Raw genomic sequence first — 23893 nt, 5'->3', positions numbered from 1 at the left:
ATAGGAATCACCTATTCTTCCATTATAAAGGATTTTTTTGTCTAGAAACCATATTAATTTTGAACATTCATAGTATTATGAATGGTTTGAATAAATTAGTGAAACGCTAGTAGAATTAAGTATAAGAAAAACTAAGTATTTAAAAGATTCTGCACAAAAATGGAGCGAAGGCGCTCTGGCTTGCGGGAAAAGCGATCCAAGCTAAGCCTGATGATCAAAAGCCACATACAGCCGAGGCACAATTGTTGAAAAAAGAATCAGTTCAGGTTTTTACTGCATGACAAACGTCGATTGGGCCAAACTAAGCAAACAATACGTTAATTTTGTTTTTGGGGTGAGCACAATGCATTTACTCAGAATAACTGTCGAATTAATGATTGGATTTATCGCCTTGTTCTCTGTCACAAAGATTCTCGGTAAAGCCACACTGTCACAGATTACAGCATTCGATTTTATCTCAGCAATCGTGCTCGGTGAATTTGTCGGCAATGCACTCTATGACAAAGCGATTGGTATCCTGACGATACTCTATACAGTGGTTATCTGGGGCGTGATGATCTATATTGTCGAGTGGATAACGCAGAAGTACCGCGGTTCACGCGCCTTTCTGGAAGGAAAACCAACGATCATCATCCGCAATGGACGGATGGACCGAGAAGCGATGAAAAAGGAGAAACTCGATATTAATATGTTGCAGAACTTGCTGCGTCACAAGGATGTCTTTTCGGTCCGCGAAGTTGATTTTGCGATTCTTGAAACCGATGGGACTGTCAGTGTTTTGAAAAAATCCAAATATGATGTGCCGAAGAATGAAGATTTGCAGCAGCCGCAGAAGCCGGTTTATTTACCTGTCAATATTATCAATGACGGCGAGGCGGATTATCAAAATATGAAGCGCGCCGGCCTAAACGAGGAATGGCTGATGAAAGAATTGAAGCGGCATCACATTGATCGCATCCAAGACGTTTTTTATGCGGAATGGAAAAAAGATGAGGGTCTCTATCTTGAAAAAAAAGAATAACTACTGAAAAAGCTTGTTTTTCCAATAACACAAAGCCGTTTGATTTTTGCAAGCGATATTGGCCCGTGCGGATCATAATTTCGTCCTTGTCGCATAGACCTTTAGTAAGAATGGATGAGAGGGTGGAATGCATGTCTCAATCGTCGAATGATCGCTTGCAATTTTCAATAAATGAATCCGTCTGGCTCAGGGATGACGCTCCGGCCGAAGAAATTTTATCAATGGCTCTTGAACCGGATATTACCGTCGAGGAAAGTTGGAATGATGTGACCATTAAAGGTTTTCTCCGTTTGACTGGAGAATATAAACCTGCTCCATATGATGGGCAAGGGACAGAGAGCGGCACCGCCCCGTTTCGCACAATTGACGAGATCATGGAAACAAACAACGGAACCGCTATTCTTGAGCATCGTTTTCCGATTGATATCACCATACCGGCTGATCGCGTGCCGAATCTTGAGGAACTTTTTGTGATCATTGAAGCATTTGACTATGAATTGTCGGAGCACCGTCATTTACAATTGCAGGCGGATTTAGCGATCACAGGGCTCAATCAGCCAAAGCCCATAGAGACGGCGAGAACAGAAGCACCTACCGTGCCAACGCCAGCACCGACGCCAATGCCTGCGCCGGCTCCGGTAGCCCCTCAAACCGCTGCTCCAGTCAGTCAGGAAAAGAACCCGGTAGCGAATAAGTCAGCAGAAGCAGCAACGAAAAAAGAAGCGGCAAATAAAGAAGAAAAGCTGGCAGTAGAAAAAGCGCAACCGCAGGCAAAAGCAAAAGCGGCTGAAACAAGTAAGAAGGAGAACGCAGTCAGCCCTGAAAAAGGCGCGGTATCAGCAGCTGCGAAACAATTCACAAAGCCAGTGGAAAAGTCTGTTCCGAAAACTTCAGGGCAGACAACTGAGGCAACTGGATCAAGTCCCGAGCAACCGAAGGCATCGAAAGCGTCCATGTTAAAGAAAAAGGCCCGGGATTTCGGCGATATTCCTTTTGAAACGAGTTTTGAAGAGATGCCGACAGATTCACTAGACTACGAGGCGGACGAAGCGACAACGGCCTTTGCGTATGAAGCATTCCGTAAACCAGACATGTCTGAGGCGCCTGATGATCAGCCGTCTGTTGCTTTTGCTGGACGTTCTGAAGATGCAACAGAGCGCGCGAGCGAAGCGCCACAATTACCTCAGACACCACGTGTTGCTCCCGCGCCTGTTGCTCAAGAAATCGAAGCGGAAGCGCTGAATGAAAAAGCGGAGCCGGAACAGACAGGGGATACCAATAGCCTTTATCTGACAAAAGTACTTGCTGGCGCTGAAACCGAACAAAAAACAATGGTTAGAATCTACATTGTTCAAGGTGGAGACTCGCTGGAGAGCATTTCTAATCGTTATAAAGTGCCTGTGACCAGTCTGATGAAAAAAAACCAACTGCCGACAGGAGCGTTAGAAGCGGGCGAATTGCTGTTTATTCCGATTACTAAGGCTGTCCAAGATGTTTGACCATTGGGACTATCTGCGCGCCGCATTGCAGAATAATTATGCATTCCGTGAAATGAGCGTGGTTCAGGAAACCCCGTTGCTCGTTCAGACGGAACGAGGCATAAAAAAAATACGATTCTGGGACGATGAACGTTTGTTATCGGAGCATCTGAACTGGCGCAGGAAACTAATCAGCGACAGTTTTTTTCTGGATCGGATGTATGCCACCGTCTATGGCGCGACATCGATACGCTTTGATCGCTACATGATCACCTGCCATGACGCGCCGCTCGATCAGGCGCCGATTGCGGGCAAAGAGACGCAGTGGGCAGGTCTCGTCGCGTTGCTTCTGAAAAAAAGTCGCGGGAATCTTCCACCAGTCGCTGCTTCGCAGGTGTCTGCACAAGCAGCATATTTTTTCAGCGAATCCGAACGGGTAGGCATGGTCAGCGATACAATCGGTCAATTGGTACGAACGTGCTATCCATCAGTACAAAGCCGTGCGGAAATTGCAGACCGTCTCAGAAACCAACACCGTTCCGGAAGCAAAGCATTTATTCTTCCGGAAGATTTTTCGTTTCAAAGCACACGGCTGTTGCTTGAAACTTTATTTTTTGAACTTGGGCAAAGTCGTCCGGTTAGCGGATACCGGCAATTGGCTCAATTTATTCTGCTTGCAGCGCTAGAACAGGGCGAGGAGGCGGTGCAGAAGCTGCTCGAAGCACTTGCCCCGCAATTTTCATTAGAACGGGAAACCCAGGATCTGCTGCTTGCCGAATGGTATGAACCGGGTGAGTGGTTCCGACTATTTGCTGCCGCAAATGCGCCAATTGCAGCGCCTGAAGAGCACGATCTGTTCAAAAAAGTATGGGATGCAAAAACGAGGCTGATTCGCCATGTTCAGTCTGTTTGGAACATGGCCGAAATGGCGTAAGGAAAGAAGGTGATCGCTCGTGGCGACAGAGCCGGACCTGCAAGTGCGGCGACTTCTTTTTCAATATGATCTCTTTCCCTATCAGTTTTCCCAGCACGGAAGTGTGATGAAAATTGAAACGGTCATCGGCAATTTCGCATTGAAGCAGAAAAAAATTACGCGCAATCAGATCAACCATCTACTGACTGCCTATAAACTAGCGGGAAAGCTTGCGATTGATGCCCTGTCGCCGCTGCCTTCAAAATATGGCGATCTTGTCATTCAGGGAGATGGGGACTCGGGGTACTATCTTCTACCTTGGTTTGAAGAAACAGTGCCGGAATCGGATTTGCTGACGCGTTACACACGGCTTTTTCTTAAAGCGGGACAAATGCACCAACAGACGTTGCGCGGTGACGACAATCCGGATCAACTGTATCAATCGATGGTACAACTGCTCACAGGCAGGCAGAACATATGGGAGCGTTTTGTCCAGGAAGCGGAGCATCATGTCTATCCGTCCCCCTTTGAACAACTCGTCCTTTCATCGGCTGGAGGCTATTTAACAAATCTTCAGAACGCGCTGCTCTATTTTCAAGGGACGCAGAAAGAAGTAGAAGAGGGAACGGAAAACGCAGCAAAAAAAGGAATGCGTCGCGCGCTTTGTCATGGCCGGCTGAATCCGCTCCATATAGTGATTGAGAATGAAAAATGCTACTTAATTAATTTTGAAGAATGCAGTTACGGCATCTTTATCATCGAGGCTGCTTCGCTATTCGAACAGGCAAGCGCTGTTTTATCCAAACCGCATTTGCCATGGAAAGCGTGGATCAGTAGTTACCTTGCTGCTTGTCCGTTGACGGACAATGAAACGACGTTTCTTTTCCACTACTTGATGTGTCCGCTCGCACCGATCAATTTGCTTGAGAAATACAGGTTACAGCACGATCAAAGCGAATTCTGGTTTACCCAGCACTGGATCACGTTGCAACGGGCACAGTCGGAGATGATTCGCGCGTTTCAAGGATACTATGAAGAAAAACAGAAGCAATCAAACCATCAAGAGGAACAAACTTCGGACGATTCCTGACAATTGCCGGTTACATCCATTTCTTCAGGAAGCCAACATATAGAAAAAATAGCAGGGCGCAAAGCAGCACATCCATCGTCGTCGGCAGGAAGATGGTCCGAACGAGTTGAAAAAGCGCGAGCGGCAGTACGACAATACTGAGCCCCTCCCGACATTTTTTTATAAAGGGTGCAAAACGTTTGTTTTTGAACATACCGTCACCTCCTCCTGTGATCGACCTAATCGTGGCGCTTTTGCTTACTTTCAAGCTTGTTTGATCAATGGATAGAATAAGTACTGATCTAGTCTATGAACCCATCGAAAAAAAGTTCCTGTCCGCCGATCTTCAGGAGATGTTGACTCTTTCTACGCAAATTGTGTATAATACAAGTCACAACAAGTGAATGAGAGACAATGGCAATGAGAGGGAAGAGTACGCACCCCGATGTCGCAAGAGATGGAAGCCCACAGGCTGAGAGGCTTCCTCGGCAACAAGCGCGGAAGGTAGCCTTTGAGCCGCCGATTTGAAACGGCATCGGTGCCGAATTAGAATCGACCGGGAATTTCCCGTTATCCAGAAATGAGTGTGCACGTTTATTGCGCAAATCAAGGTGGTACCACGGAGCTTTCTTCGTCCTTTTGCAGGATGAGGAAAGCTCTTTTTTCATAAATAAATCACGTATCTGATTTGTCATGAAAAATGCAGCGAAGGCGCGAGATGCTTGCATTTGTTGAAAAAAGGGACTTGGCTACGCCAAGTTTTTGTAATCGCCTTAAATACAATCAGCATTGACATGCTTTTTTAAAGAAAAGGAGTATGAGTCATGGAAAAAGAAGAATTGGCAACAAAATACGATCCAGGGCAGACCGAAGAAAAGTGGTATCAAAGATGGCGTGAAAACGGCTATTTCAAGGCAGATCAAGATCCAGCCAAAAAACCGTATTCGATCGTGATTCCGCCCCCAAATGTTACAGGTAAGCTGCATCTCGGTCATGCCTGGGATACGACGATGCAGGATCTTTTGATCCGATTCAAAAGGATGCAAGGCTACGATACATTGTATTTGCCTGGTATGGATCATGCGGGCATCGCGACACAGGCAAAAGTTGATGCTAAGCTGCGCGCTGAAGGAAAATCGCGGTATGATTTAGGAAGAGAAAAATTTCTCGAAGTCGCCTGGGAATGGAAAAAGGAATATGCCACGTTCATCCGCAAGCAGTGGGCGAAACTCGGTTTGTCTCTCGATTATTCGCGGGAGAGGTTCACACTGGACGACGGTTTGTCCCGAGCGGTGCGCAAAGTCTTTGTCGGCCTGTATGAAAAAGGGCTAATCTATCGAGGTGCCTATATCATTAACTGGGATCCGGCAGCACGCACGGCTTTATCTGATATTGAAGTCATTTACAAAGAAATTCCTGGTTATCTCTGGCATATTGACTACCCGCTTTCTGACGGTTCAGGGTCAATTCAGATCGCGACAACGCGTCCGGAAACGATGCTTGGCGATACTGCCATCGCGGTTCATCCGGATGATCCGCGCTATAAAGACATTGTTGGCAAGACGGCAATCTTGCCGATTATCGGCCGCGAGATTCCGATTGTCGCCGATAGTTATGTCGATCAGTCATTTGGTACCGGTGCCGTGAAAATTACACCAGCTCATGACCCGAACGATTTTGAAGTCGGCAACCGTCACAATCTACCGCGAATCCTTGTTATTGATGCAAGCGGCAAGATGAATGAACATGCCGGAAAATATCAGGGCCTTGATCGAGATGAATGCCGGAAACAGATTGTCAGCGATCTGGAAGCGTGCGGCGCATTAGCCTATGTTGAAGAACATACACACGCGGTTGGTCATTCCGAGCGCACCGGCGTTGTTGTTGAACCGATTTTGTCAACACAGTGGTTTGTGAAAATGAAGCCGCTCGCTGAAGCGTCACTGAAGATGCAGCAGACAGAAGATAAGGTCAATTTTGTTCCGGAACGTTTTGAAGGCACCTATAATCACTGGATGGAAAATATCCGCGACTGGTGCATCTCCCGTCAGCTTTGGTGGGGCCACCGTATTCCGGCTTGGTACAATAAACAAACCGGTGAAGTCTACGTCGGCATGGACGCGCCTAAAGATAGCGAGAATTGGACGCAGGACGAAGATGTACTCGATACATGGTTCAGTTCCGCGCTCTGGCCATTCTCCACAATGGGCTGGCCGGATGAAGCATCCGATGATTTCAAACGCTATTTTCCAACCAACGCACTGGTGACTGGCTATGACATTATATTCTTCTGGGTTGCACGAATGATGTTCCAGTCAACCGAATTTACCGGCAAAAGTCCATTCCAGGATGTGCTGATTCATGGGCTGGTACGCGATGAGCAAGGGCGTAAGATGAGTAAATCGCTTGGCAACGGCATCGATCCAATGGATGTGATAGCTAAATATGGTGCCGATGCACTGCGTTATACGCTGGCAACCGGTACGACGCCCGGTCAGGACTTGACATTCCAATGGTCCAAAGTGGAAGCCAATTGGAATTTTGCAAATAAAATTTGGAATGCATCCCGTTTCGTGTTGATGAACCTTGATGGTTTCTCACTCGATGAAATGACGATGGATGCGCCGCATTCGATACCGGATCGCTGGATACTGACGCGTCTGAACGCAACAATTGAGAAAGTAACTAGCTGCTATGACCGATATGATTTCGGCGAAGCGGGTCACACGCTTTATCAATTTATCTGGGACGATTTCTGTGATTGGTATATTGAAATGGCGAAATTGCCGCTCAATGGCAGTGACGAAGCAGCGAAACAGACGACGAAGTCGGTACTGACCTATGTTCTTGATAAAATCTTGAAATTGCTGCATCCGATCATGCCTTTTATCACCGAAGAGATTTGGCAGCACCTTCCGCACGAAGGTGAAACGATCATGCGCAGCAATTGGCCGGTCGCCGTTAAGAAGTGGGACGACCTGGAAGCAGAGCAAGAAATGGCGCTTCTCATCAATGTTATCCGCTCTGTACGCAATATTCGAGCGGAAATGAATGTGGCGCCGAAGAAGCCGGTGGCGCTATTGATTCAGGCTAAGTCGGATTTTGAGCAAACGCTGCTCGAAAAGAGTAAACTTTACCTCGAAAGGTTCTGCAATCCGAGTAGCCTGCAAATTGGCACAGAGATTCCCGTTCCAGAAAAAGCAGTTTCTGCAGTTGTTTCCGGTGCAGAGATCTATCTGCCGCTTGCCGATCTAATTAATCTTGATGACGAGATTCAGCGTCTGAACAAGGAGCTTGAAAAAATGAATGGCGAGGTTGAGCGTGTTCAGAAGAAACTCGGTAATGCGCGTTTTGTCGACAAGGCGCCTGAAGACGTTGTTGCAAAGGAACGCGAAAAAGAGCAAGATTATTTGCAGAAACGGGAAAAACTGCAAGCAAGAATCGCTGAACTGAAAGCCTAATTAAACCAATCATCACTTCATACAAAAAGGCGGTCCGCGCGCGGCCGCCTTTTTTACAAGAGATAAGGTATAAGGATTTTTGCACTGGTGCGCTGGCGCCTTGCGGGAAGAGCAGGACAAGGGAGACCCCGCAGGTTATCGCCTGCTTGAGGAGGCTCACGGATTGCCCGTGGCAAGCGAACAGATGTCAAGAAACAATTAAAAACAACAGCAGATTTTAACAAAGCAAAAAGATAAGAATGTATAAGAATTTGTGCGAGAAATGCGGCAAAAACGCTCTGGCGTCCGCGACAAACGAGCGACGAATGCGTATTTGCTACCAACAAGGACCAAGCCAAATTTTTCTTAAAGCTTAGATGATGGGGGAATACGATGTGTTCACGACGATTGATGAAACGATGCAATGGATTCACGGTCTGATTCCGCATGGAATGAAGCCAGGTACGAAGCGGATGGAGTGGATGCTAGCGAAACTTGGCAATCCGGAACGACGGATCCGTGCCATTCACGTCGGCGGTACAAACGGCAAAGGATCGACGTCAAGTTATCTCCGCCACATTTATCAAGAAGCAGGGTATAAAGTCGGTAGTTTTATCTCGCCTTACATCACGTGTTTTAACGAGCGGATCATGGTCAACGGCGAACCGATCAGCAACGAAGATTTAATTCGAGCGGCAAACATCGTTTATCCGCTGACTAAAGCTTGTGAGCGGGAAACAGATCTCGGCGAACCGGCAGAATTCGAAGCGGTTACGATGATCAGCCTCGTTTATTTTGGTAGTATCAATTATTGCGATCTAGTGATCTATGAAGTCGGCCTCGGCGGGCGGCTCGATTCGACAAACGTGATTCATCCGCTCGTTTCAGTGATCACAAATGTCGCAATGGATCATATGAAACAGCTTGGTCATACAATTTCAAAGATTGCCTTTGAGAAAGCTGGGATTATCAAGAGTGGCATCGGAATTGTGACAACTGCGGAGGATGCGGAGGCGCTGCGTGTCATTCAAGAGCGGGCAGATGAGAAGCATTCGCGTTTTTATCAGCTTGGAAAACAATTCACCGTGGAATCGCTCGGTCATGATGCGGAAGGCGAACACTTCACTTTTTCATCAGACTTTTTGAAATTGGATCATGCGGTTGTGCGAATGAGCGGTGCGCATCAGGTGAAAAATGCCGCAGCGGCGCTGATGGCTGTCAGTTATTTGAAGACTTATTATGCGTTAATTGTCGATGATCAAGAAATACGCGACGGTTTACGGAAAACAGCTTGGCCGGGCCGGTTTGAACGCGTAGCGACAAAGCCGCTGATTGTGCTTGATGGCGCACATAATGTTCAGGGTACAGAAGCCTTGGCAGCTACGGTCAAACGTTATTATCCGGGACGCACTGTCCATGTCCTTTATGCTGCACTGGCTGATAAGCAATATGACCAAATGATAGCGATCATTGAAACAGTCGCGTCGGATCTGACACTGACCACATTTAATTACCCGCGCGCAGCTTCGAGTGACGAATTATTTGTCGTTTCCCATCATCCGAAGAAAAGGAACGTTCCAGATTGGCACCAGGCTTTACACGCGATGATCGATGAAACTGGCGATCAGGAACTGCTTCTTGTTTGCGGCTCGCTCTATTTCATATCGAGAGTAAGACATTTTCTACTGGAAACAAAAAAATAATCATTGTCAATAAAAACGCGTGATCGCCTTGGTAGCGATCACGCGTTTTTGCCAATTGAATTATTCAGCGTCTGCCCAGACATGCTTAGCGGTGTCGACAACCAGTCTCAGTTTTGCCCATTGTTCTTCTTCCGTCAGTTTATTGCCTTCTTCAGTTGAAGCAAAGCCACACTGTGTTGACAGACAAAGGTTGGCGATCGGCACGTATTGGGCTGCCTCTTGGATTCGTTCCTGAAGCGCTGTTTCAGATTCGCGTTCCGGGAATTTTGACGTGATCAATCCCAAAACGACTTTTTTCTCAGTACCGCTTGCCGCCAGTTCGCTCAGCGGCGTAAAATCGCCGGAACGCTCGTTGTCGTATTCAAGAAAATAGCCGTCGACGTTCAGTTGTGCCAGATACTTGGCAACAGGGGCATAGCCGCCGGAAAAGAGGAAGGTGGAACGGAAATTGCCACGGCAGATATGAGTCGTAATCGTCAGGTCATCAGGGCGATCCTTTATCGATTCGTTAATCACGAAGACACTATCTTCGGCAAGCTTGCGGTAGAATGCTTTTTCTTCGTCTGTTTCTGCATGAATGAGCCGGTCAATGAGAAATGCCCAAGTTGTATCATCCAGTTGTAAATAGCGACAGCCTAAATCGTAGAAATGTTGAATCGTTTGCCTGTATGCAGCTGCCAAATCAGTCAGAAACGCGAGGCGTGATTGATAAAATTTCGGTGCATTATCGCTACGGTTATCACGGAAATAAAGTGTTGGGCTCGGTATTGTCTGCTTTGCGGTAATGCCTTCTGGAACAATCTCGTTTAAAAAGCGGAACGCTGCGAAAAACGGATGGTTCGGATTATAGGAGACTTTATCAATGAAACGGACATTTGTATCGCGTGTGTTTGCCCCGTGAAACTTATAACTGGCGTGTTGACTATAGGTTTCGACACCGTTTAAGCCCGCAAGAAAATCGAGATGCCACCAGCTGCGGCGAAATTCACCGTCAGTGACTGCTTTCAATCCAGCATCGATTTGCTTACGGACAATTTCTTTAATCGATTCATTTTCAATAAGCGTCAGTGCCTCCTGGTCAATTTCACCAGCGTTAAATTTTTCGCGAGCGGTTTTTAGTTCTTCCGTCCGAAGTAGACTGCCTACTTGATCAAATCGGAACGGACCTTTGGTTTGGGTTTTTACGGACATGTTTGTTCCCTCCATTTGTAAAATCTTTAATGATTTCGACTTTTTCTAGCAAGTTTCATTGCTTGAATTGAGTCGAAACCTGGAATAGTAAAAATGCGAAAATAAAAACCCTCTTCATAAGAAGAGGGGACTGCCGCACACTCTTCTTATCCCTCAAGCAATTGCCTGCTGGAATTAGCACCTTACCGTAAAAGAACGGCGGTTGCTGAAGTGTCATTGGGCCAGTCCCTCGACTTCTCTAGATAAGAATTCATTATTAAGCTTACAAGCAGTGTAACTGAAATGTTTTGTTTTTTCAAGACCCTGAAAAAACAAAAAATACTTCCCTTATGTATTACCATTTGCTACAATACACTTAGTCAATTAGTCTTGTTTAATTAGACATGCTCATCGCACATCTGGACAAAGGGGGAAGTGCGATTGACTTTATCTAGGAAAAAAATATTATGGATACTTTGGATCTTGATCACACCCACGGCGTTTGCTGTGCTTTATATGAACGATCCTCCGAGGAATATGGCTGTAGCCTCACTGGTTACAGTCGCCTTTGTTTATTTAATTACTGTCTTTTTTAGCTTTAAAGTTGGCAGAACAGATATTATTTTACTCCAAGGTATTGGACTTGCCGCGCTTCTCATTTTCGGATTATTCATTCAGGCTCTATTAACAGAATTAGCGATTACTGTCTATCTGTTCACGCAGAGACTGAACTGGGCGGATTCCTATCGTATTCCTTTGAACATGTTGATGTTTCTTGGCATGTCAATTACCGAAGGAGCGGTTTATTACTTGCTTGGTGGTGAAGTGCATCCAGACAAACTGCACTTTCTGCTGAATAACGCTGTGCCTGTTTTCGGCTTTTATCTGGCTTCTTATATAACTAATGAAATTCTTTTATACGTTTTTCGAAGGTGGCTGATCGGTTCCCCTTCCCAGTTGGTCAAGCCTTTTGAGAAGGATTCGGTCTGGGAAATTGTTGCAACCGTGATGATGATGCCAATGGGTGTAGCTTTTTACACCCTGTATGCGATTAAAGGCTTGTCCGGTATGTTCTTGATCGCCGTTCCAATGGTTGCACTTTCCATTATTATTCGCTTATTCAATTCCAGTCAGCAAATGTCTGAATATTTACAACGTGTCAATTATCTTGGTCAGAAACTGACTGAAGCTCTATCCGCGGATCATATCATTGAACTTTTGCTCAAAGAACTTCCATCGATGCTTGATGTCGATTATGGCTATATAGTTCTCTATGACGTTCCGGATCAGCCGCGGCTGATTTGCCAATATCGGAAAGAAAACGACGGAATTTTTGTCCCGTACCAAATAAAAGCGGACGTCAGTTTCGATGTTTACCACAGTGGCAAAGCAACAATCGGTTCACGGAAAAAAGATATGTATCCCTATATCAAGGCGCTCTCGCAAAATAAAGTTCGATCCTTTCTCTCGGTTCCAATGTTTTACCAAGGAAAAGTAATCGGTGTACTGACGTTTGGGACGAGCGTCAAATCCGGTTACTCAAAAACGCATCGCATCGGTCTTGAAATCGTAGGCAACTTTCTTGCAATCGCCTTGCGTAATGCCCATAGCTTTGAAATTACGAAGAAAGAAAGCGAGCACTGTCCGCTAACCGGACTTTATAATTATCGTTATTTAATCGCTGTTTTAAATAAACGATTTGAAATGAGCGATCAGCAGACACTATCCATTATTATGTTTGATATTGACAATTTTAAACAGATTAACGATCAGTACGGACATCAGAATGGTAACGATGTGTTGATTGGTGTAGCAAACCGCTTGCTCCGTGTGGTTGGGCATCGCGGAATGTCTGTTCGCTATGGGGGCGAAGAATTCACCATTGTTCTGCCGAACGTGAGCTGCCACGACTGTTTTGCACTCGCAGAAAAGATCCGGCAATCAATCGCCGATGAACCATTCATGATCTATCTCGATCAAGAGCATCGCTATAAATCAATTGATGTGACCATCAGTGTGGGCACAGCCACAGCACCTCAAGATGCAGACGAACCATTTGAACTGATTCGTAAAGCTGATCACGCCATGTACAGTGGTGCCAAACGAATGGGGAAAAACCGTGTGTCACGGTATGGTTGAACCGCGTCAAACTTTGGCGAATCATGACTTTTTCTGATAGAAAATATTGGGGACAAGACGACAAAAGTCTTGTCCTTTTTTACATGAATTATGATATTCTTCAATTACTATTCAGCAATCACGAGAACGATTTCAATTCTATCGAATAAATGATTTGCCTTTTGAACCATGTTGATACTGTTATTCTGACACAAAGTCAATGCAGGCGCCCGCGGCAAGTGAGCAGCCGGAGCGTATTTGCTTCAAAAAAGGACTGGACGTTTTTTGTCTAATTTTCTAATTAGTAAAGAAGGTATTAGTTTTTGCACAAAAATGCAGCGCAGGCGCGAGACGCCTGCGGGAAAAGCGAGCCAAGTGAGACCCCGCAGATTCTAGTTTGTTTGAGGAGGCTCACGGATCGCCCGCGGCAAGCGAGTATCCGGAGCGTAATTGTTACAAGAAAGTATAAGGATTTTTGCACAAAAATGCAGCGCAGGCGCGAGACGCCTGCGGGAAAAGCGAGCCAAGTGAGACCCCGCAGATTCTAGTTTGTTTGAGGAGGCTCACGGATCGCCCGCGGCAAGCGAGCAGCCGAAGCGTAGTTGTTACAAAAAAAGACTGGCTAAACCAAATTTTTCTAAAAAAATATGCAATAGAGAATCCTGTTGAAAAGAGGATAAAAACGTGGCCGACAATAAAGAAAAGCATGCCCCTATCAGCATTCGATTCAATGGTGAAAAGCATACACTTGAGGAATGGACACAGAAAGAAACCGCCGCAGACAAAGAACATATGCTTGACTGGAGTGAGGCTTTTCCTAAAATGCAAGCCGGCTCTGCAGACGCTCCGGAAAAGGAAGCCGCCAATAAAAATGTTAAAAAACATCTCCGCTTTTTTCCTGTCCAGCAGGAACTGCCGCCCGTTAAAAAATTTTTTCGAACGTTGCACGTGTTCTGGCTTCCAGCCACAGCAGCGATCGTCATCGGATTGGCTATCGGTCTAACGATGCTCATTCTTTTTTCAGGCCAGAAACAGCAAACAAGCAGTACCTGGGAACGAAACAATGCCACAACTGTCAGCGGGCAAGTTGCCTCAATCAACAAAAATGATTTGCAAATAACCGCCTATTTTCTGCAAGCAGGTGTTTATTCAACGAAAGCAAAAGCCGAAGCAGCGGCTGCTATTCTGCGCAGTAAAGGTCTTGCGGTTCTATCCGGAGGCTCAAATGAAACCGTGCTTTTTATTGGCGCCGCAAGCGGTAGTAGTGGTGCACAGCGACTCGCCGCTTATTATAAGAATCAGAACGTGCCGGTTTATCAGAAACAGCTCCGTTTTCAGCCGGCGTCTGATCCAGAGGTTCTCCACAATAATCAAAATGCTCAATTTGCACGGATAACACGGGCGATAATCATGGAAATGGCACAAAACGCTATCATTGAGAGCGGTAGCAAAATCCACCCGGACAAAAAAGTATCAGTCAAGCTCGCTGAATTGTCCGATCAATTGCAGAAAATCAACGTACAGACAAGCAACCGCCAGCTAGCCAGTTTATCTGCCTCAATAAAGACTGCCGTGCAAAACGCGGTTTCAAGAACGGTGGTCAGTGTGAAAGGCCAGACGGGACCGCAGTTTGCTTCTTATCAGAAAGCGCTGCTTGAACTGATTGCTCTCTATCAAGGAATGATTGATTTGCCCGCAGCTGCTTCAGAAAAATAAAGCCTTTTTAATAAAAAAATTGTCATAAAAGCTTTAATCGAAACGAAAAATATAGAAAAGCAGTAGTTGTTGCTGCTTTTTTTCTCTTTTCTCCGCCTGCAATGATTCTCTGGCTGAGGTATTTTAAAGGAAAAGCCTGCAGAAAATCAAAGGTAGCGGGTTTGATGATTTTTCGATTGGAGAGGAATCATTCAGCGGCGCATGTTTGCGGGCGGGGAGGCAAAACTATGGGAGAAAAAATGATGATGCGTGATATGCCGCAGGCTGATCGTCCAAGAGAACGAATGGTACGCGAGGGTGCCGCTGTATTGTCGAATCAGGAACTGCTGGCTATAGTGCTCCAATCAGGGGTGAAAAACGAGTCGGTGCTCCAATTGGCGCAACGATTAATTAATCATTTTGGTGGACTGAACGCGCTCAGTGAAGCAAGTATTGAGGAATTACAAAAAGTAAAGGGGATTGGTGAAGCGAAAGCGGCACTTATTGCCGCTTGTATTGAATTCGGCAGGAGACTGGTTCGTCCGGCTGCCGTACAGCGTTATACGATCCGCTCGCCGGAAGATGGCGCAAATTATGTCATGGAAGACATGCGTTTTTTAGCTCAGGAACATTTTGTTGTCTTATTTCTGAATACCAAGAATCAGGTCATTCATAAGACAACGATATTTGTCGGTTCGCTGAACGCGTCAATCGTCCACCCACGTGAAGTTTTTAAAGAAGCGGTCAGACGGTCAGCGGCTTCCATTATTTGTTTTCATAATCATCCGAGCGGTGATCCGACACCGAGCCGTGAAGATGGCGATGTCACACGGCGTCTTGTTTCCTGCGGGAAGATGCTTGGTGTCGATGTGCTGGATCATATTGTGATCGGTGATCGGAAATTTGTCAGCCTCAAGCAAAAAGGATTATTCTAGTTCTATAATTTTATCGCTAAGTAAGTTATAATAAAATTTATGAGTTCTGAAATGATGAAGGGAGATTACATAGATGTTTGGCGGATTTTCAAGAGATATGGGGATTGACCTCGGTACTGCAAACACGTTGGTATATGTTAAAGGAAAAGGTGTCGTGGTTCGTGAACCATCGGTTGTCGCATTACACACAGATACAGGGATGATTGAAGCTGTCGGTACCCCTGCAAAGAATATGATTGGGCGTACACCGGGGAATATTGTCGCAGTGCGTCCAATGAAAGACGGCGTTATTGCTGATTTTGATACGACGGCAACGATGATGAAATATTTTATTAACGAGGCCCAGAAGCAGCGATCCATGTTCTCACGGAAACCAAATGTGATGGTATGCGTGCCTTCAGGCATCACAGCTGTCGAAAAGCGTGCCGTTGAAGATGCAACGAAACAGGCTGGGGCAAGAGAAGCCTATACGATTGAAGAACCCTTTGCTGCTGCAGTCGGTGCCGATTTGCCAGTCTGGGAACCGACAGGAAGCATGGTCGTTGACATTGGTGGCGGAACAACAGAAGTTGCAATTATCTCGCTTGGTGGGATTGTCACCAGCCAGTCCATTCGTATTGCTGGAGACGATATGGACGAGGCGATTATTCAATATATAAAGAAAAATTATAATCTGATGATTGGTGAACGCACTGCTGAAATGCTGAAGATTGAAATTGGTTCGGCGGGTCATGATGAAGCACAGGAAAAAGCGAAGATGGACATCCGTGGTCGTGACTTGCTGACGGGTCTGCCAAAAACCATTGAAGTGACAGGCATGGAAGTAGCGCAAGCACTTAGCGATACAGTTGCTCATATTGTTGAAGCGGTGAAAGTGACCCTTGAGAAAACCCCGCCTGAATTAGCCGCAGACATTATGGACCGTGGCATTGTTCTGACTGGTGGTGGCGCCTTGCTGCATCATCTGGATCGCGTGTTGAGCGAAGAAACAAAAATGCCGGTGATCGTTGCGGAAAATCCGCTGGATTGTGTTGCCATTGGTACCGGACGTTCATTGGAGAATCTTCATCTTTTCCGCAACAAGTCAAAGTTCAGCTCCGCAACGAAAAACAGCTGATCAAAAACACATGAATTAAGCAGGTGTCTTTATGCCTTCATTTTTCTCAAATAAAAAACTTATTGTCCTATTAACCAGTCTTATTGTCCTGATCGCTTTAATTAGCTACTCGCTGAAAAATGAAACGCACGCCTCATTGCCTGAACGTTTTGCGCAGGATACAGTTGGCTGGTTTCAATATGTGCTTAATGTACCCGCTCAATATGCAGCGGGTTTCTTTCAGAATATTGACGATATGCGCGGCGCTTATCAGGAAAATAAAAAGCTGAAAAGCGATCTGGAACACTATGCACAAGTTGAACAGCAGAATGAAGAATTAACGCATAGTTATAATCAAATGAAGAAATTGCTCGGCATCAATAAAGATCCTAATTTATTTGATTATAAAAAGTATCCAGCAATGGTGATTGCTCGTTCTTCTGATGCTTGGAACCAGCAATTGACGATTGACAAAGGCCGGCTAAATGGTATCAAAGCGGGCATGGCGGTTGTGAACGATCAAGGGCTGATCGGGAAAGTGGGATCGGTCGGAAATTTTACAAGCAAGGTATTCTTGATTACGGACACACAGGATGTCAGTCAAATATCCGCGATCATTCAAAAAGCCAATACGTACGGTATGATTACTGGCTATAATCCTAATGCTGGCACGCTTTCTTTGCAAAAGGTGCCGATTAACGCCAAAATTAAGAAAGGACAAAGTGTCCTGACTTCTGGCTTAAGCCGGATGTATCCTAAATTGCTTTCAATCGGTAAAATTGTGTCCGTATCAACCGATCAGTATGGATTAACGAAGACGGCCAAAATCAAACCGTCAGTTGATTTTAATGATCTGAATTACGTCGCGGTCATTGAACGAAAGGCAGCGTCGGCAGGTACAGGAGGTCAATGATGAAACAGTTTAAGCTATTTATTATCCTGTTTCTGCTCTTCCTTGTACAGGGGACAGTCATGCCGCGGTTCTTTTATAGCACCAGTGATGCGTCGGTTCAAATGGTCCCACAATTTGTTTTCGTCGCTTTACTACTGGTGACTTTATTTGGGCGTTTGGATTGGGGCTTTCGCTATTCGCTTCTTTTCGGCTTCTTGACAGATATCATTTTCACACCTGTTTTAGGCGTTTACGCGTTTTCGATGGCACTGACTGTCTATCTGACTTATCGGCTGTCACGCTGGGTGACAATTACGGTTGTGTCAGCGTTGTTACTCAGTAACTTTGGTCTCCTTGTGGAACAATTCATTGTTTATCTGATCTATTTAATGATTGGTATGACGCAGCAAAGTTTCTGGGCTTTCCTGTCAGCTCACCTCGTGCCAACAATGCTTCTCAACGCTGCTTTCGCCTTGATTAGTTTTTATCCATTGCGGCGTGTCATGGAGTCGACTGCGGGTAAACGCTGAAGAATAAATGAAGAATTTGACGGTTTCTGTCGATAAGTTATAAGAGGATTTTTAATCGATGTGTTGAATATTTTATGGTATTGAGGTGAATATTCCCGATGTCGACCAGTATTTCTTCCACTTCCCCACTTGTGACAATGAAAGGGCGAAAAAACGGGTTTATTCTCGTTTTAGATGAAAATTGTGCCTATCCTGTTCTTCTTGCAGAACTTAAGGAAAAGTTATCGGTTAATCATCAATTGTATCAGGAAGGGCCACCCATATCTGTTAAAGTCGAAGCGGGAAATCGATATTTAAGCCCGGAACATCGCGATGAATTGATAGCAGTGATTCGTTCTTATAAATCACTTGAAGTGGAGCAAATCGAGTCGAATGTCATGACGCGTGATGAGTTTGAAAATCAAGAAAAAAAAGAGCAATTGATTTCTGTCGCACAGATTGTACGATCCGGACAAGAATTAATGATTGAAGGAAATGTTCTCTTGATCGGTGACGTCAATCCAGGCGGCACGATTCGTGCGACTGGAAATGTTTATATTCTCGGCACACTACGAGGACTTGCTTGTGCTGGATTCGGCGATAACGACTCGAAGGCAGTGGTTGCCGCGTCCATCATGAAGCCGACACAGCTTCGGATTGGCTCGCATGTCAGTAAGCTTGATGCGGTTGGTGAACAGCGACAACAGGAAGAGGGCAGCGATTCGCACACAATCGAAGTTGCTTATTTCGATCAGGAACAAAAGAAGATTGTCATTGGCAAAATTCAAAATGTGATGAAGCATCGGGATTTATCGACTGATTTTAAGAGAAATTCTTAATAAACGGAACAATGTGAGAGAGGTGTGGACTATGGGGGAAGCCATTGTTGTAACGTCTGGAAAGGGCGGTGTCGGCAAAACAACGACATCGGCGAATATCGGCACCGTGCTTGCGTTGCAGGGGAAAAAGGTTTGTCTGGTTGATACAGATATCGGTCTGCGCAATCTAGACGTGGTGATGGGACTTGAGAATCGCATTATCTATGATTTGGTTGACGTGGCGCATAATCGTTGTAAACTCAACCAAGCCTTGGTCAAAGATAAACGTTTTGCCTCGCTCAGTCTTCTACCTGCCGCCCAGACAACAGATAAAATGTCCGTGAAACCTGCGGAAATGAAGAAAATTGTCGATGCATTAAAAGCTGACTTCGATTATATTATTATCGATTGTCCGGCTGGTATTGAGCGTGGTTTTCAGAACGCTGTTGCCGGTGCAGATCATGCAATTGTTGTCACCACACCGGAAATATCATCGGTACGTGACGCGGACCGCGTGATTGGCATCCTTGAAAAAGAAAAACAGATTACGCCTCCGCGCTTGGTCATCAATCGAATCCGACAGCATATGATTCGGAACGGCGGCATGCTAGAGATCAATGAAATCATGGATATTCTTGCTATCGAACTTCTTGGCATCGTTCAGGATGACGATGATGTGATTTCTTCATCCAATAAGGGCGAACCGATCGCGATGACTCCTTCCTCAAAGGCTTCCCAAGCTTACCGGAATATCGGGCGCAGAATACTTGGCGAATCCGTTCCACTGATGGTTTTGGATGATCATCCTGGATTCTTTCATAAAGTCAAAAATCTTCTCGGCATGCGTTAATCGTTTGCCAGTACAAACAGGATACGATAAGGAACTTTTCCGAAAAGGAGGAGTTCCTTTTTTAATAGGTTGAAACCATACGTTGTATTTGCTTTGGTGCCTGATACAAACGAGCGACCGGAGCACAATTGAGATAAAAGAGACTTAGCTAGGCCAAGTGTTTCTCAAAAGATAAGAATGTATAAGATTTTGCACAAAAAATGGAGCGAAGGCGCGAGACGCCTTAGGGAAAAGCGAACCAAGTGAGATCCCGCAGATTCTAGCCTATTTGAGGAGGCTCACGGATCGCCCGCGGCAAGCGAGCGACCGGAGCGTAATTGTTACAAGAAAGTATAAGGATTTTTGCACAAAAATGCAGCGTAGGTGCGAGACGCCTGCGGGAAAAGCGAGCCAAGTGAGACCCCGCAGATTCTAGCTTGTTTGAGGAGGCTCACGGATCGCCCGCGGCAAGCGAGCGACCGGAGCGTAATTGTTACAAGAAAGTATAAGGATTTTTGCACAAAAATGCAGCGCAGGTGCGAGACGCCTGCGGGAAAAGCGAGCCAAGTGAGATTCCGCAGATTCTAGCCTGTTTGAGGAGGCTCACGGATCGCCCGCGGCATGCGAGCGACCGGAGCGTAATTTAGACAAAAAAAGACTTGGCTAGGCCAGGTTTATCTTATAGCCTGAAGTCATATAATCGCGGGAACATAAATCTACTTTTTCAGCATACCCTTTTATAGAAAATCATTGAAAGACAAGCTTTAACGCATGGCCAACTTTTGAATTTTCAATGCTTCTATAGAGTGAAAAAAGGGCAAACGGGGAAGGAAGAAGAGAAGATGAATGCTATCGAGGAGTATAAACGCAGACACCGCGAACGGAAAAACAAAACGCTCGAAAAGATCTATCCCGCCGATATCCGTCAAGAAACAAAATTCGAAGGAAATAGACCGTATGAGCGCTATCGCCATTTTGATAAACAGATGGAGACGCCTTCTGACAAAACACGGCGTCCGGGTCGTCAGCTGCTTGTTCAAATCGTTTTGTCTTCATTGCTTGTAGCTGGCGCGTACGAGGCGCATAACAATACGCAGTCTTTCATGAAACCGATCGATCAGTCGTTGCAAGCAGCTATGACTCAGGAATTTCAATTTGAGGCTGTGTCCAGTTGGTACGAAAAAAATTTGGGCAATCCGATCAGCTTTCTTCCAGGCACGGGAAACAATAAAGGCAGCAGCCTGTCCGCTTCTTCAAATGGGAAATTCGCCGAACCAGTGACTGGTGAGGTGACAGCCCCTTATAGCAGCAAGACGAAGGGTGTTACAGTGAAAACCACGTCGAAAGAAGCTGTTAAAGCTGTACAGGATGGACTGGTTCTGTTTGTCGGTGAAAAGAAGGCAACTGGGCAGACGATAATAATTCAGCATAAAGATCATAGTGAATCGTGGTACGGACATCTTGATAAAGTGACGGTCAAAGTCTATCAGAACGTGACTCAAGGGCAAAAAATTGGGACAACATCTGGCGGAAAAAAGGGCACGTTCTATTTTGCACTCAAGAAAGGAGCGAAATTCATCGATCCGATTCAGGTGATGTCTTTTGATTAAATTTCTACTCGTGCATACAACTGTTCATCCGCTCTTTTGGCTGATTCTTGCGGCTGGTCTGATCACAGGTCATTTGTGGGAAGCGATAATCGCGTTTTTCATTGTATTGATTCATGAATGGGGACATGCTGCAGCTGCCTATTTATTTGGATGGAAAATCATAAAAATTGAATTATTGCCTTTTGGCGGTGTTGCGCAAATTGATGAAAATGTGGACCATCCGTTCTGGCAGGAATGTCTTGTTATTCTTGCAGGCCCGCTGCAGCATTTGCTGCTACCTATCTTGTCCCTAAGTTTCTTTGCACTGCCTTTTTGGGGAGCACCTGAGCAACATATCTTTATCAACCAGAATTCGGCGATTTTATTATTCAATTTACTGCCGATCTGGCCGCTTGACGGTGGGCGTCTGCTGCATCTCATTTTGCAGCGCTGCTACCCCTTTCGCGCGGCGTACAAGAAGGTTTTATCGTTCTCGTTCGTTGCGTTATGTCTGCTCTCTGTTTTTGTGTTTTTCCTATTCCCCTATTCGCTTAATCTCTGGGTTGTCCTATCTTTTCTTGGCTTATCGCTTTACAAAGAACGCCGCGCGATTGCCGTTCATTTTCTCCGCTTTCTGCTCAAAATGGCACATCAGAAAAGACAATTTTCAATTGTTCGTCATGTAACGGTTCAACCGGAGACACCGTTGTCAGAAGTTTTTGCGACGTTTTATAGGCAGTCTTCGCATCGCGTTTATATTGAGGGACATGCGCTGCCGCCGTTAGACGGCCAGAAAATGGTTGCCGCTTTCTTCGCGGGCAGATGTTCGGGTAATACCATTGAAGATTGCCGGGCTGCTTTCCTCTAGCTGTTTTGATAGGAATTAATCGAAATGAATTCGTGCTCAAGTTCTTTTTCACTGTTTGCTTGTTTTGGGTCAATTTGCCATAATTAAGGCAATCAGGACTTTGATGGGGGTGAGCGGGTGGATGCGGATGAGTGGCGAGTGATTATTGATGGCCGACAGAGCGGTCTGACGCGGGCAGCGTTGCTTCAAAATGGTGAATTGCTTTCGTTTTATTTGCAAGCTTCAGAAAACCGGCTACAGACGGGTGATATTTTTTATGCCGAAGTGACTGAAGAACGTTTGGCAGCTGCAGGTTGGTTTCTGACTCTTGGTGATGGCACGAGCGCCTTTCTTCCCCGTGACAAAGCCCTCCATCCCGACCAAATGAGGAAGCGATCCCATCTCATTGTCCAGGTCGAGAAAATGCCAGGCAGGGGCAAGGGCGCGCAGCTGACTGAACAAATCCAAATAGCTGGACAGGGTCTGGTTTTCTTACCGTTCAGCCATTATTCCGCCGCGTCGCGAGCCATTGAAGAACCGCTGCGCACTTCGCTTCGGCATTCGGCAGCCGCGTGGTGTGTGGGCGAAGAAGGCGTGATCGTCCGAACGGAAGCACAATTGCTTGATGAAATTACGCTCCAGAACGAGTTTGACCGCTTGCGCAAGAGATGGAACACGATTTATGAACGTTATCAGAAAATGGAAAAGCCCGGTTTAGTCGAGCGGCCATTTACTTTTCTGACTTCGATATTGAATGAAAATCATTGGCCGAAATCTTGTACGGTGTACTGCGGCAGCACTTGCGATTGTGAAAGTCTTGTGACGGCGATTCGCTGGGTTCGTGAAGAAACAGGTGACCTCTTTGAAAAATATGGTTTGGAAAAAAATTATCAAGATGCCTTGCGACGCATGGTGCCACTAAAAGCAGGCGGCTCACTCGTCATTGATTCTGGCGAAGCACTGACCGCTATTGATGTGAACTCTGGCACAAGACATATACGCGATGATTGGGAAGCCCGTGCGCTACAAATCAATTGTGAGGCAGCCACCGAAATTGCCCGTCAGATTCGACTCAGAGGCATCGGTGGCATGATCGTGATCGATTTTTTGCGTCTTGCTGAAGAAGACGATCGCAAGAAGGTGGCTGACGCTTTACGTGCTGGCTTTGCAAGGGATACGGAAACAGTGAAATTTTTTGGATTCACCGCCATGGGATTATATGAAATCACGCGGAAAAGGCAGCGATACAGTCTGCAGGATTACCAAAGAGACAAGGAAAATAACACGGATTGACAGTCCGTATGACCTATGGTAACATAAACGTTGTCATTGTCTGAATGATGAATGATCAGACGGAGCCTCTCGCTCCAACCGCACGGGACTGGCGACTGGATGGGTCGATAAATGCCAATTGGCTGCCTTGAACCGGCGAGTCTGAGATTAATAAAGGAGGTGCAGAAGCATGTACGCAATTATTGAAACAGGCGGCAAGCAATTGAAGGTTGAAGAAGGACAGTCGATCGTTGTTGAAAAGCTTCAGGCAGAAGCTGGGGATACGGTCACGTTTGACAAAGTTCTCTTCGTCAGCGGTGAAGAAGTTAAGGTTGGCGCGCCACTCGTAGCTGGTGCGACTGTTACGGCAAAAGTTGTTGAACAGGGCCGTGACAAGAAGATCATCGTTTTCAAGTTCAAGAAAAGAAAGAACTATCGTCGGAAACAAGGGCATAGACAGCCTTTCACAAAGGTTACGATTGAAAAAATCAATGCCTGA

Annotated in this window: 20 protein-coding genes, 1 riboswitch and 2 other annotated features; of the genes, 18 read left to right on the top strand and 2 right to left on the bottom strand. The window is 45.8% G+C overall.

Annotated elements, in window-relative coordinates; translation table 11 throughout:
* Positions 1 to 343: 343 nt before the first annotated feature.
* The 4 genes from JOC27_RS04425 to JOC27_RS04410 all read left to right on the top strand — a co-directional run bounded on the left by JOC27_RS04425 (position 344) and on the right by JOC27_RS04410 (position 4502).
* A complete protein-coding gene (locus tag JOC27_RS04425; RefSeq protein WP_205005795.1) occupies positions 344 to 1021 on the top strand; it encodes a DUF421 domain-containing protein in 678 nt (225 codons plus the stop codon).
* Between the two features lie 131 nt (positions 1022 to 1152).
* Entirely contained in the window at positions 1153 to 2520 is a 1368-nt protein-coding gene (locus JOC27_RS04420) for a LysM peptidoglycan-binding domain-containing protein (protein ID WP_205005794.1), read from the top strand.
* Positions 2513 to 3433: a hypothetical protein gene (locus tag JOC27_RS04415; protein ID WP_205005793.1), complete on the top strand. Its 921-nt coding sequence runs from the start codon at positions 2513 to 2515 to the stop codon at positions 3431 to 3433. Before JOC27_RS04420 ends, JOC27_RS04415 begins: the two co-directional genes overlap by 8 nt.
* A gap of 19 nt (positions 3434 to 3452) precedes the next feature.
* The gene (locus tag JOC27_RS04410; RefSeq protein ID WP_205005792.1) at positions 3453 to 4502 is read left to right on the top strand and encodes a protein kinase family protein; all 1050 of its coding nucleotides are present in this window, start codon (positions 3453 to 3455) and stop codon (positions 4500 to 4502) included.
* A gap of 10 nt (positions 4503 to 4512) precedes the next feature.
* Here JOC27_RS04410 and JOC27_RS04405 read toward each other — a convergent pair whose 3' ends face one another.
* Positions 4513 to 4695: a hypothetical protein gene (locus tag JOC27_RS04405; RefSeq protein ID WP_205005791.1), complete on the bottom strand. Its 183-nt coding sequence runs from the start codon at positions 4693 to 4695 to the stop codon at positions 4513 to 4515.
* Between the two features lie 197 nt (positions 4696 to 4892).
* Positions 4893 to 5123: a binding site (T-box leader), on the top strand.
* 182 nt (positions 5124 to 5305) lie between these two features.
* Here JOC27_RS04405 and JOC27_RS04400 point away from each other — a divergent pair.
* Positions 5306 to 7942, top strand: coding sequence for a valine--tRNA ligase (locus tag JOC27_RS04400; protein ID WP_205005790.1), 2637 nt, complete (start codon positions 5306 to 5308; stop codon positions 7940 to 7942).
* Between the two features lie 374 nt (positions 7943 to 8316).
* Complete coding sequence (locus tag JOC27_RS04395; RefSeq protein WP_205005789.1) at positions 8317 to 9624, top strand: glutamate ligase domain-containing protein; 1308 nt, start codon at positions 8317 to 8319, stop codon at positions 9622 to 9624.
* Between the two features lie 60 nt (positions 9625 to 9684).
* On the opposite strand, the gene JOC27_RS04390 is transcribed toward JOC27_RS04395, so the two are convergent.
* Positions 9685 to 10815 carry a vitamin B12 independent methionine synthase gene (locus tag JOC27_RS04390; protein ID WP_205005788.1) on the bottom strand — a complete coding sequence of 377 codons (1131 nt, stop codon included), beginning with the start codon at positions 10813 to 10815 and terminating at the stop codon, positions 9685 to 9687.
* A gap of 143 nt (positions 10816 to 10958) precedes the next feature.
* Positions 10959 to 11064, bottom strand: a riboswitch (SAM riboswitch).
* Between the two features lie 171 nt (positions 11065 to 11235).
* Here JOC27_RS04390 and JOC27_RS04385 point away from each other — a divergent pair.
* The 12 genes from JOC27_RS04385 to rplU all read left to right on the top strand — a co-directional run bounded on the left by JOC27_RS04385 (position 11236) and on the right by rplU (position 23893).
* Positions 11236 to 12933 carry a sensor domain-containing diguanylate cyclase gene (locus JOC27_RS04385; protein WP_205005787.1) on the top strand — a complete coding sequence of 566 codons (1698 nt, stop codon included), beginning with the start codon at positions 11236 to 11238 and terminating at the stop codon, positions 12931 to 12933.
* A gap of 663 nt (positions 12934 to 13596) precedes the next feature.
* Entirely contained in the window at positions 13597 to 14628 is a 1032-nt protein-coding gene (locus tag JOC27_RS04380) for an SPOR domain-containing protein (RefSeq protein ID WP_205005786.1), read from the top strand.
* A 227-nt stretch (positions 14629 to 14855) separates the two neighbouring features.
* Positions 14856 to 15542, top strand: coding sequence for a RadC family protein (gene radC, locus JOC27_RS04375; RefSeq protein ID WP_205005785.1), 687 nt, complete (start codon positions 14856 to 14858; stop codon positions 15540 to 15542).
* A gap of 73 nt (positions 15543 to 15615) precedes the next feature.
* The gene (locus JOC27_RS04370) at positions 15616 to 16659 is read left to right on the top strand and encodes a rod shape-determining protein (protein WP_205005784.1); all 1044 of its coding nucleotides are present in this window, start codon (positions 15616 to 15618) and stop codon (positions 16657 to 16659) included.
* 31 nt (positions 16660 to 16690) lie between these two features.
* Positions 16691 to 17551 carry a rod shape-determining protein MreC gene (gene mreC, locus JOC27_RS04365; protein WP_205005783.1) on the top strand — a complete coding sequence of 287 codons (861 nt, stop codon included), beginning with the start codon at positions 16691 to 16693 and terminating at the stop codon, positions 17549 to 17551.
* Positions 17551 to 18060, top strand: coding sequence for a rod shape-determining protein MreD (gene mreD / locus JOC27_RS04360; RefSeq protein ID WP_205005782.1), 510 nt, complete (start codon positions 17551 to 17553; stop codon positions 18058 to 18060). The genes mreC and mreD overlap by 1 nt, the downstream gene beginning before the upstream one ends.
* Positions 18061 to 18158: 98 nt before the next feature.
* On the top strand, positions 18159 to 18878 hold the full coding sequence (locus JOC27_RS04355; protein ID WP_239529596.1) for a septum site-determining protein MinC: 720 nt from the start codon (positions 18159 to 18161) through the stop codon (positions 18876 to 18878).
* A gap of 31 nt (positions 18879 to 18909) precedes the next feature.
* Positions 18910 to 19707 carry a septum site-determining protein MinD gene (gene minD / locus JOC27_RS04350; protein ID WP_205005781.1) on the top strand — a complete coding sequence of 266 codons (798 nt, stop codon included), beginning with the start codon at positions 18910 to 18912 and terminating at the stop codon, positions 19705 to 19707.
* A gap of 821 nt (positions 19708 to 20528) precedes the next feature.
* On the top strand, positions 20529 to 21296 hold the full coding sequence (locus tag JOC27_RS04345) for a M23 family metallopeptidase (protein WP_205005780.1): 768 nt from the start codon (positions 20529 to 20531) through the stop codon (positions 21294 to 21296).
* Positions 21289 to 22143 carry a site-2 protease family protein gene (locus JOC27_RS04340; RefSeq protein ID WP_205005779.1) on the top strand — a complete coding sequence of 285 codons (855 nt, stop codon included), beginning with the start codon at positions 21289 to 21291 and terminating at the stop codon, positions 22141 to 22143. Before JOC27_RS04345 ends, JOC27_RS04340 begins: the two co-directional genes overlap by 8 nt.
* 117 nt (positions 22144 to 22260) lie before the next feature.
* Positions 22261 to 23415, top strand: coding sequence for a ribonuclease E/G (locus tag JOC27_RS04335; RefSeq protein ID WP_205005778.1), 1155 nt, complete (start codon positions 22261 to 22263; stop codon positions 23413 to 23415).
* 66 nt (positions 23416 to 23481) lie between these two features.
* Positions 23482 to 23568: a sequence feature (ribosomal protein L21 leader region), on the top strand.
* 16 nt (positions 23569 to 23584) lie between these two features.
* Positions 23585 to 23893 carry a 50S ribosomal protein L21 gene (gene rplU / locus JOC27_RS04330; RefSeq protein WP_205005777.1) on the top strand — a complete coding sequence of 103 codons (309 nt, stop codon included), beginning with the start codon at positions 23585 to 23587 and terminating at the stop codon, positions 23891 to 23893.

The sequence above is a fragment of the Sporolactobacillus spathodeae genome (genome assembly GCF_016908935.1).
GTDB lineage: Bacteria > Bacillota > Bacilli > Bacillales > Sporolactobacillaceae > Sporolactobacillus > Sporolactobacillus spathodeae.
This window is presented reverse-complemented; position numbering and strand designations above follow the sequence as displayed.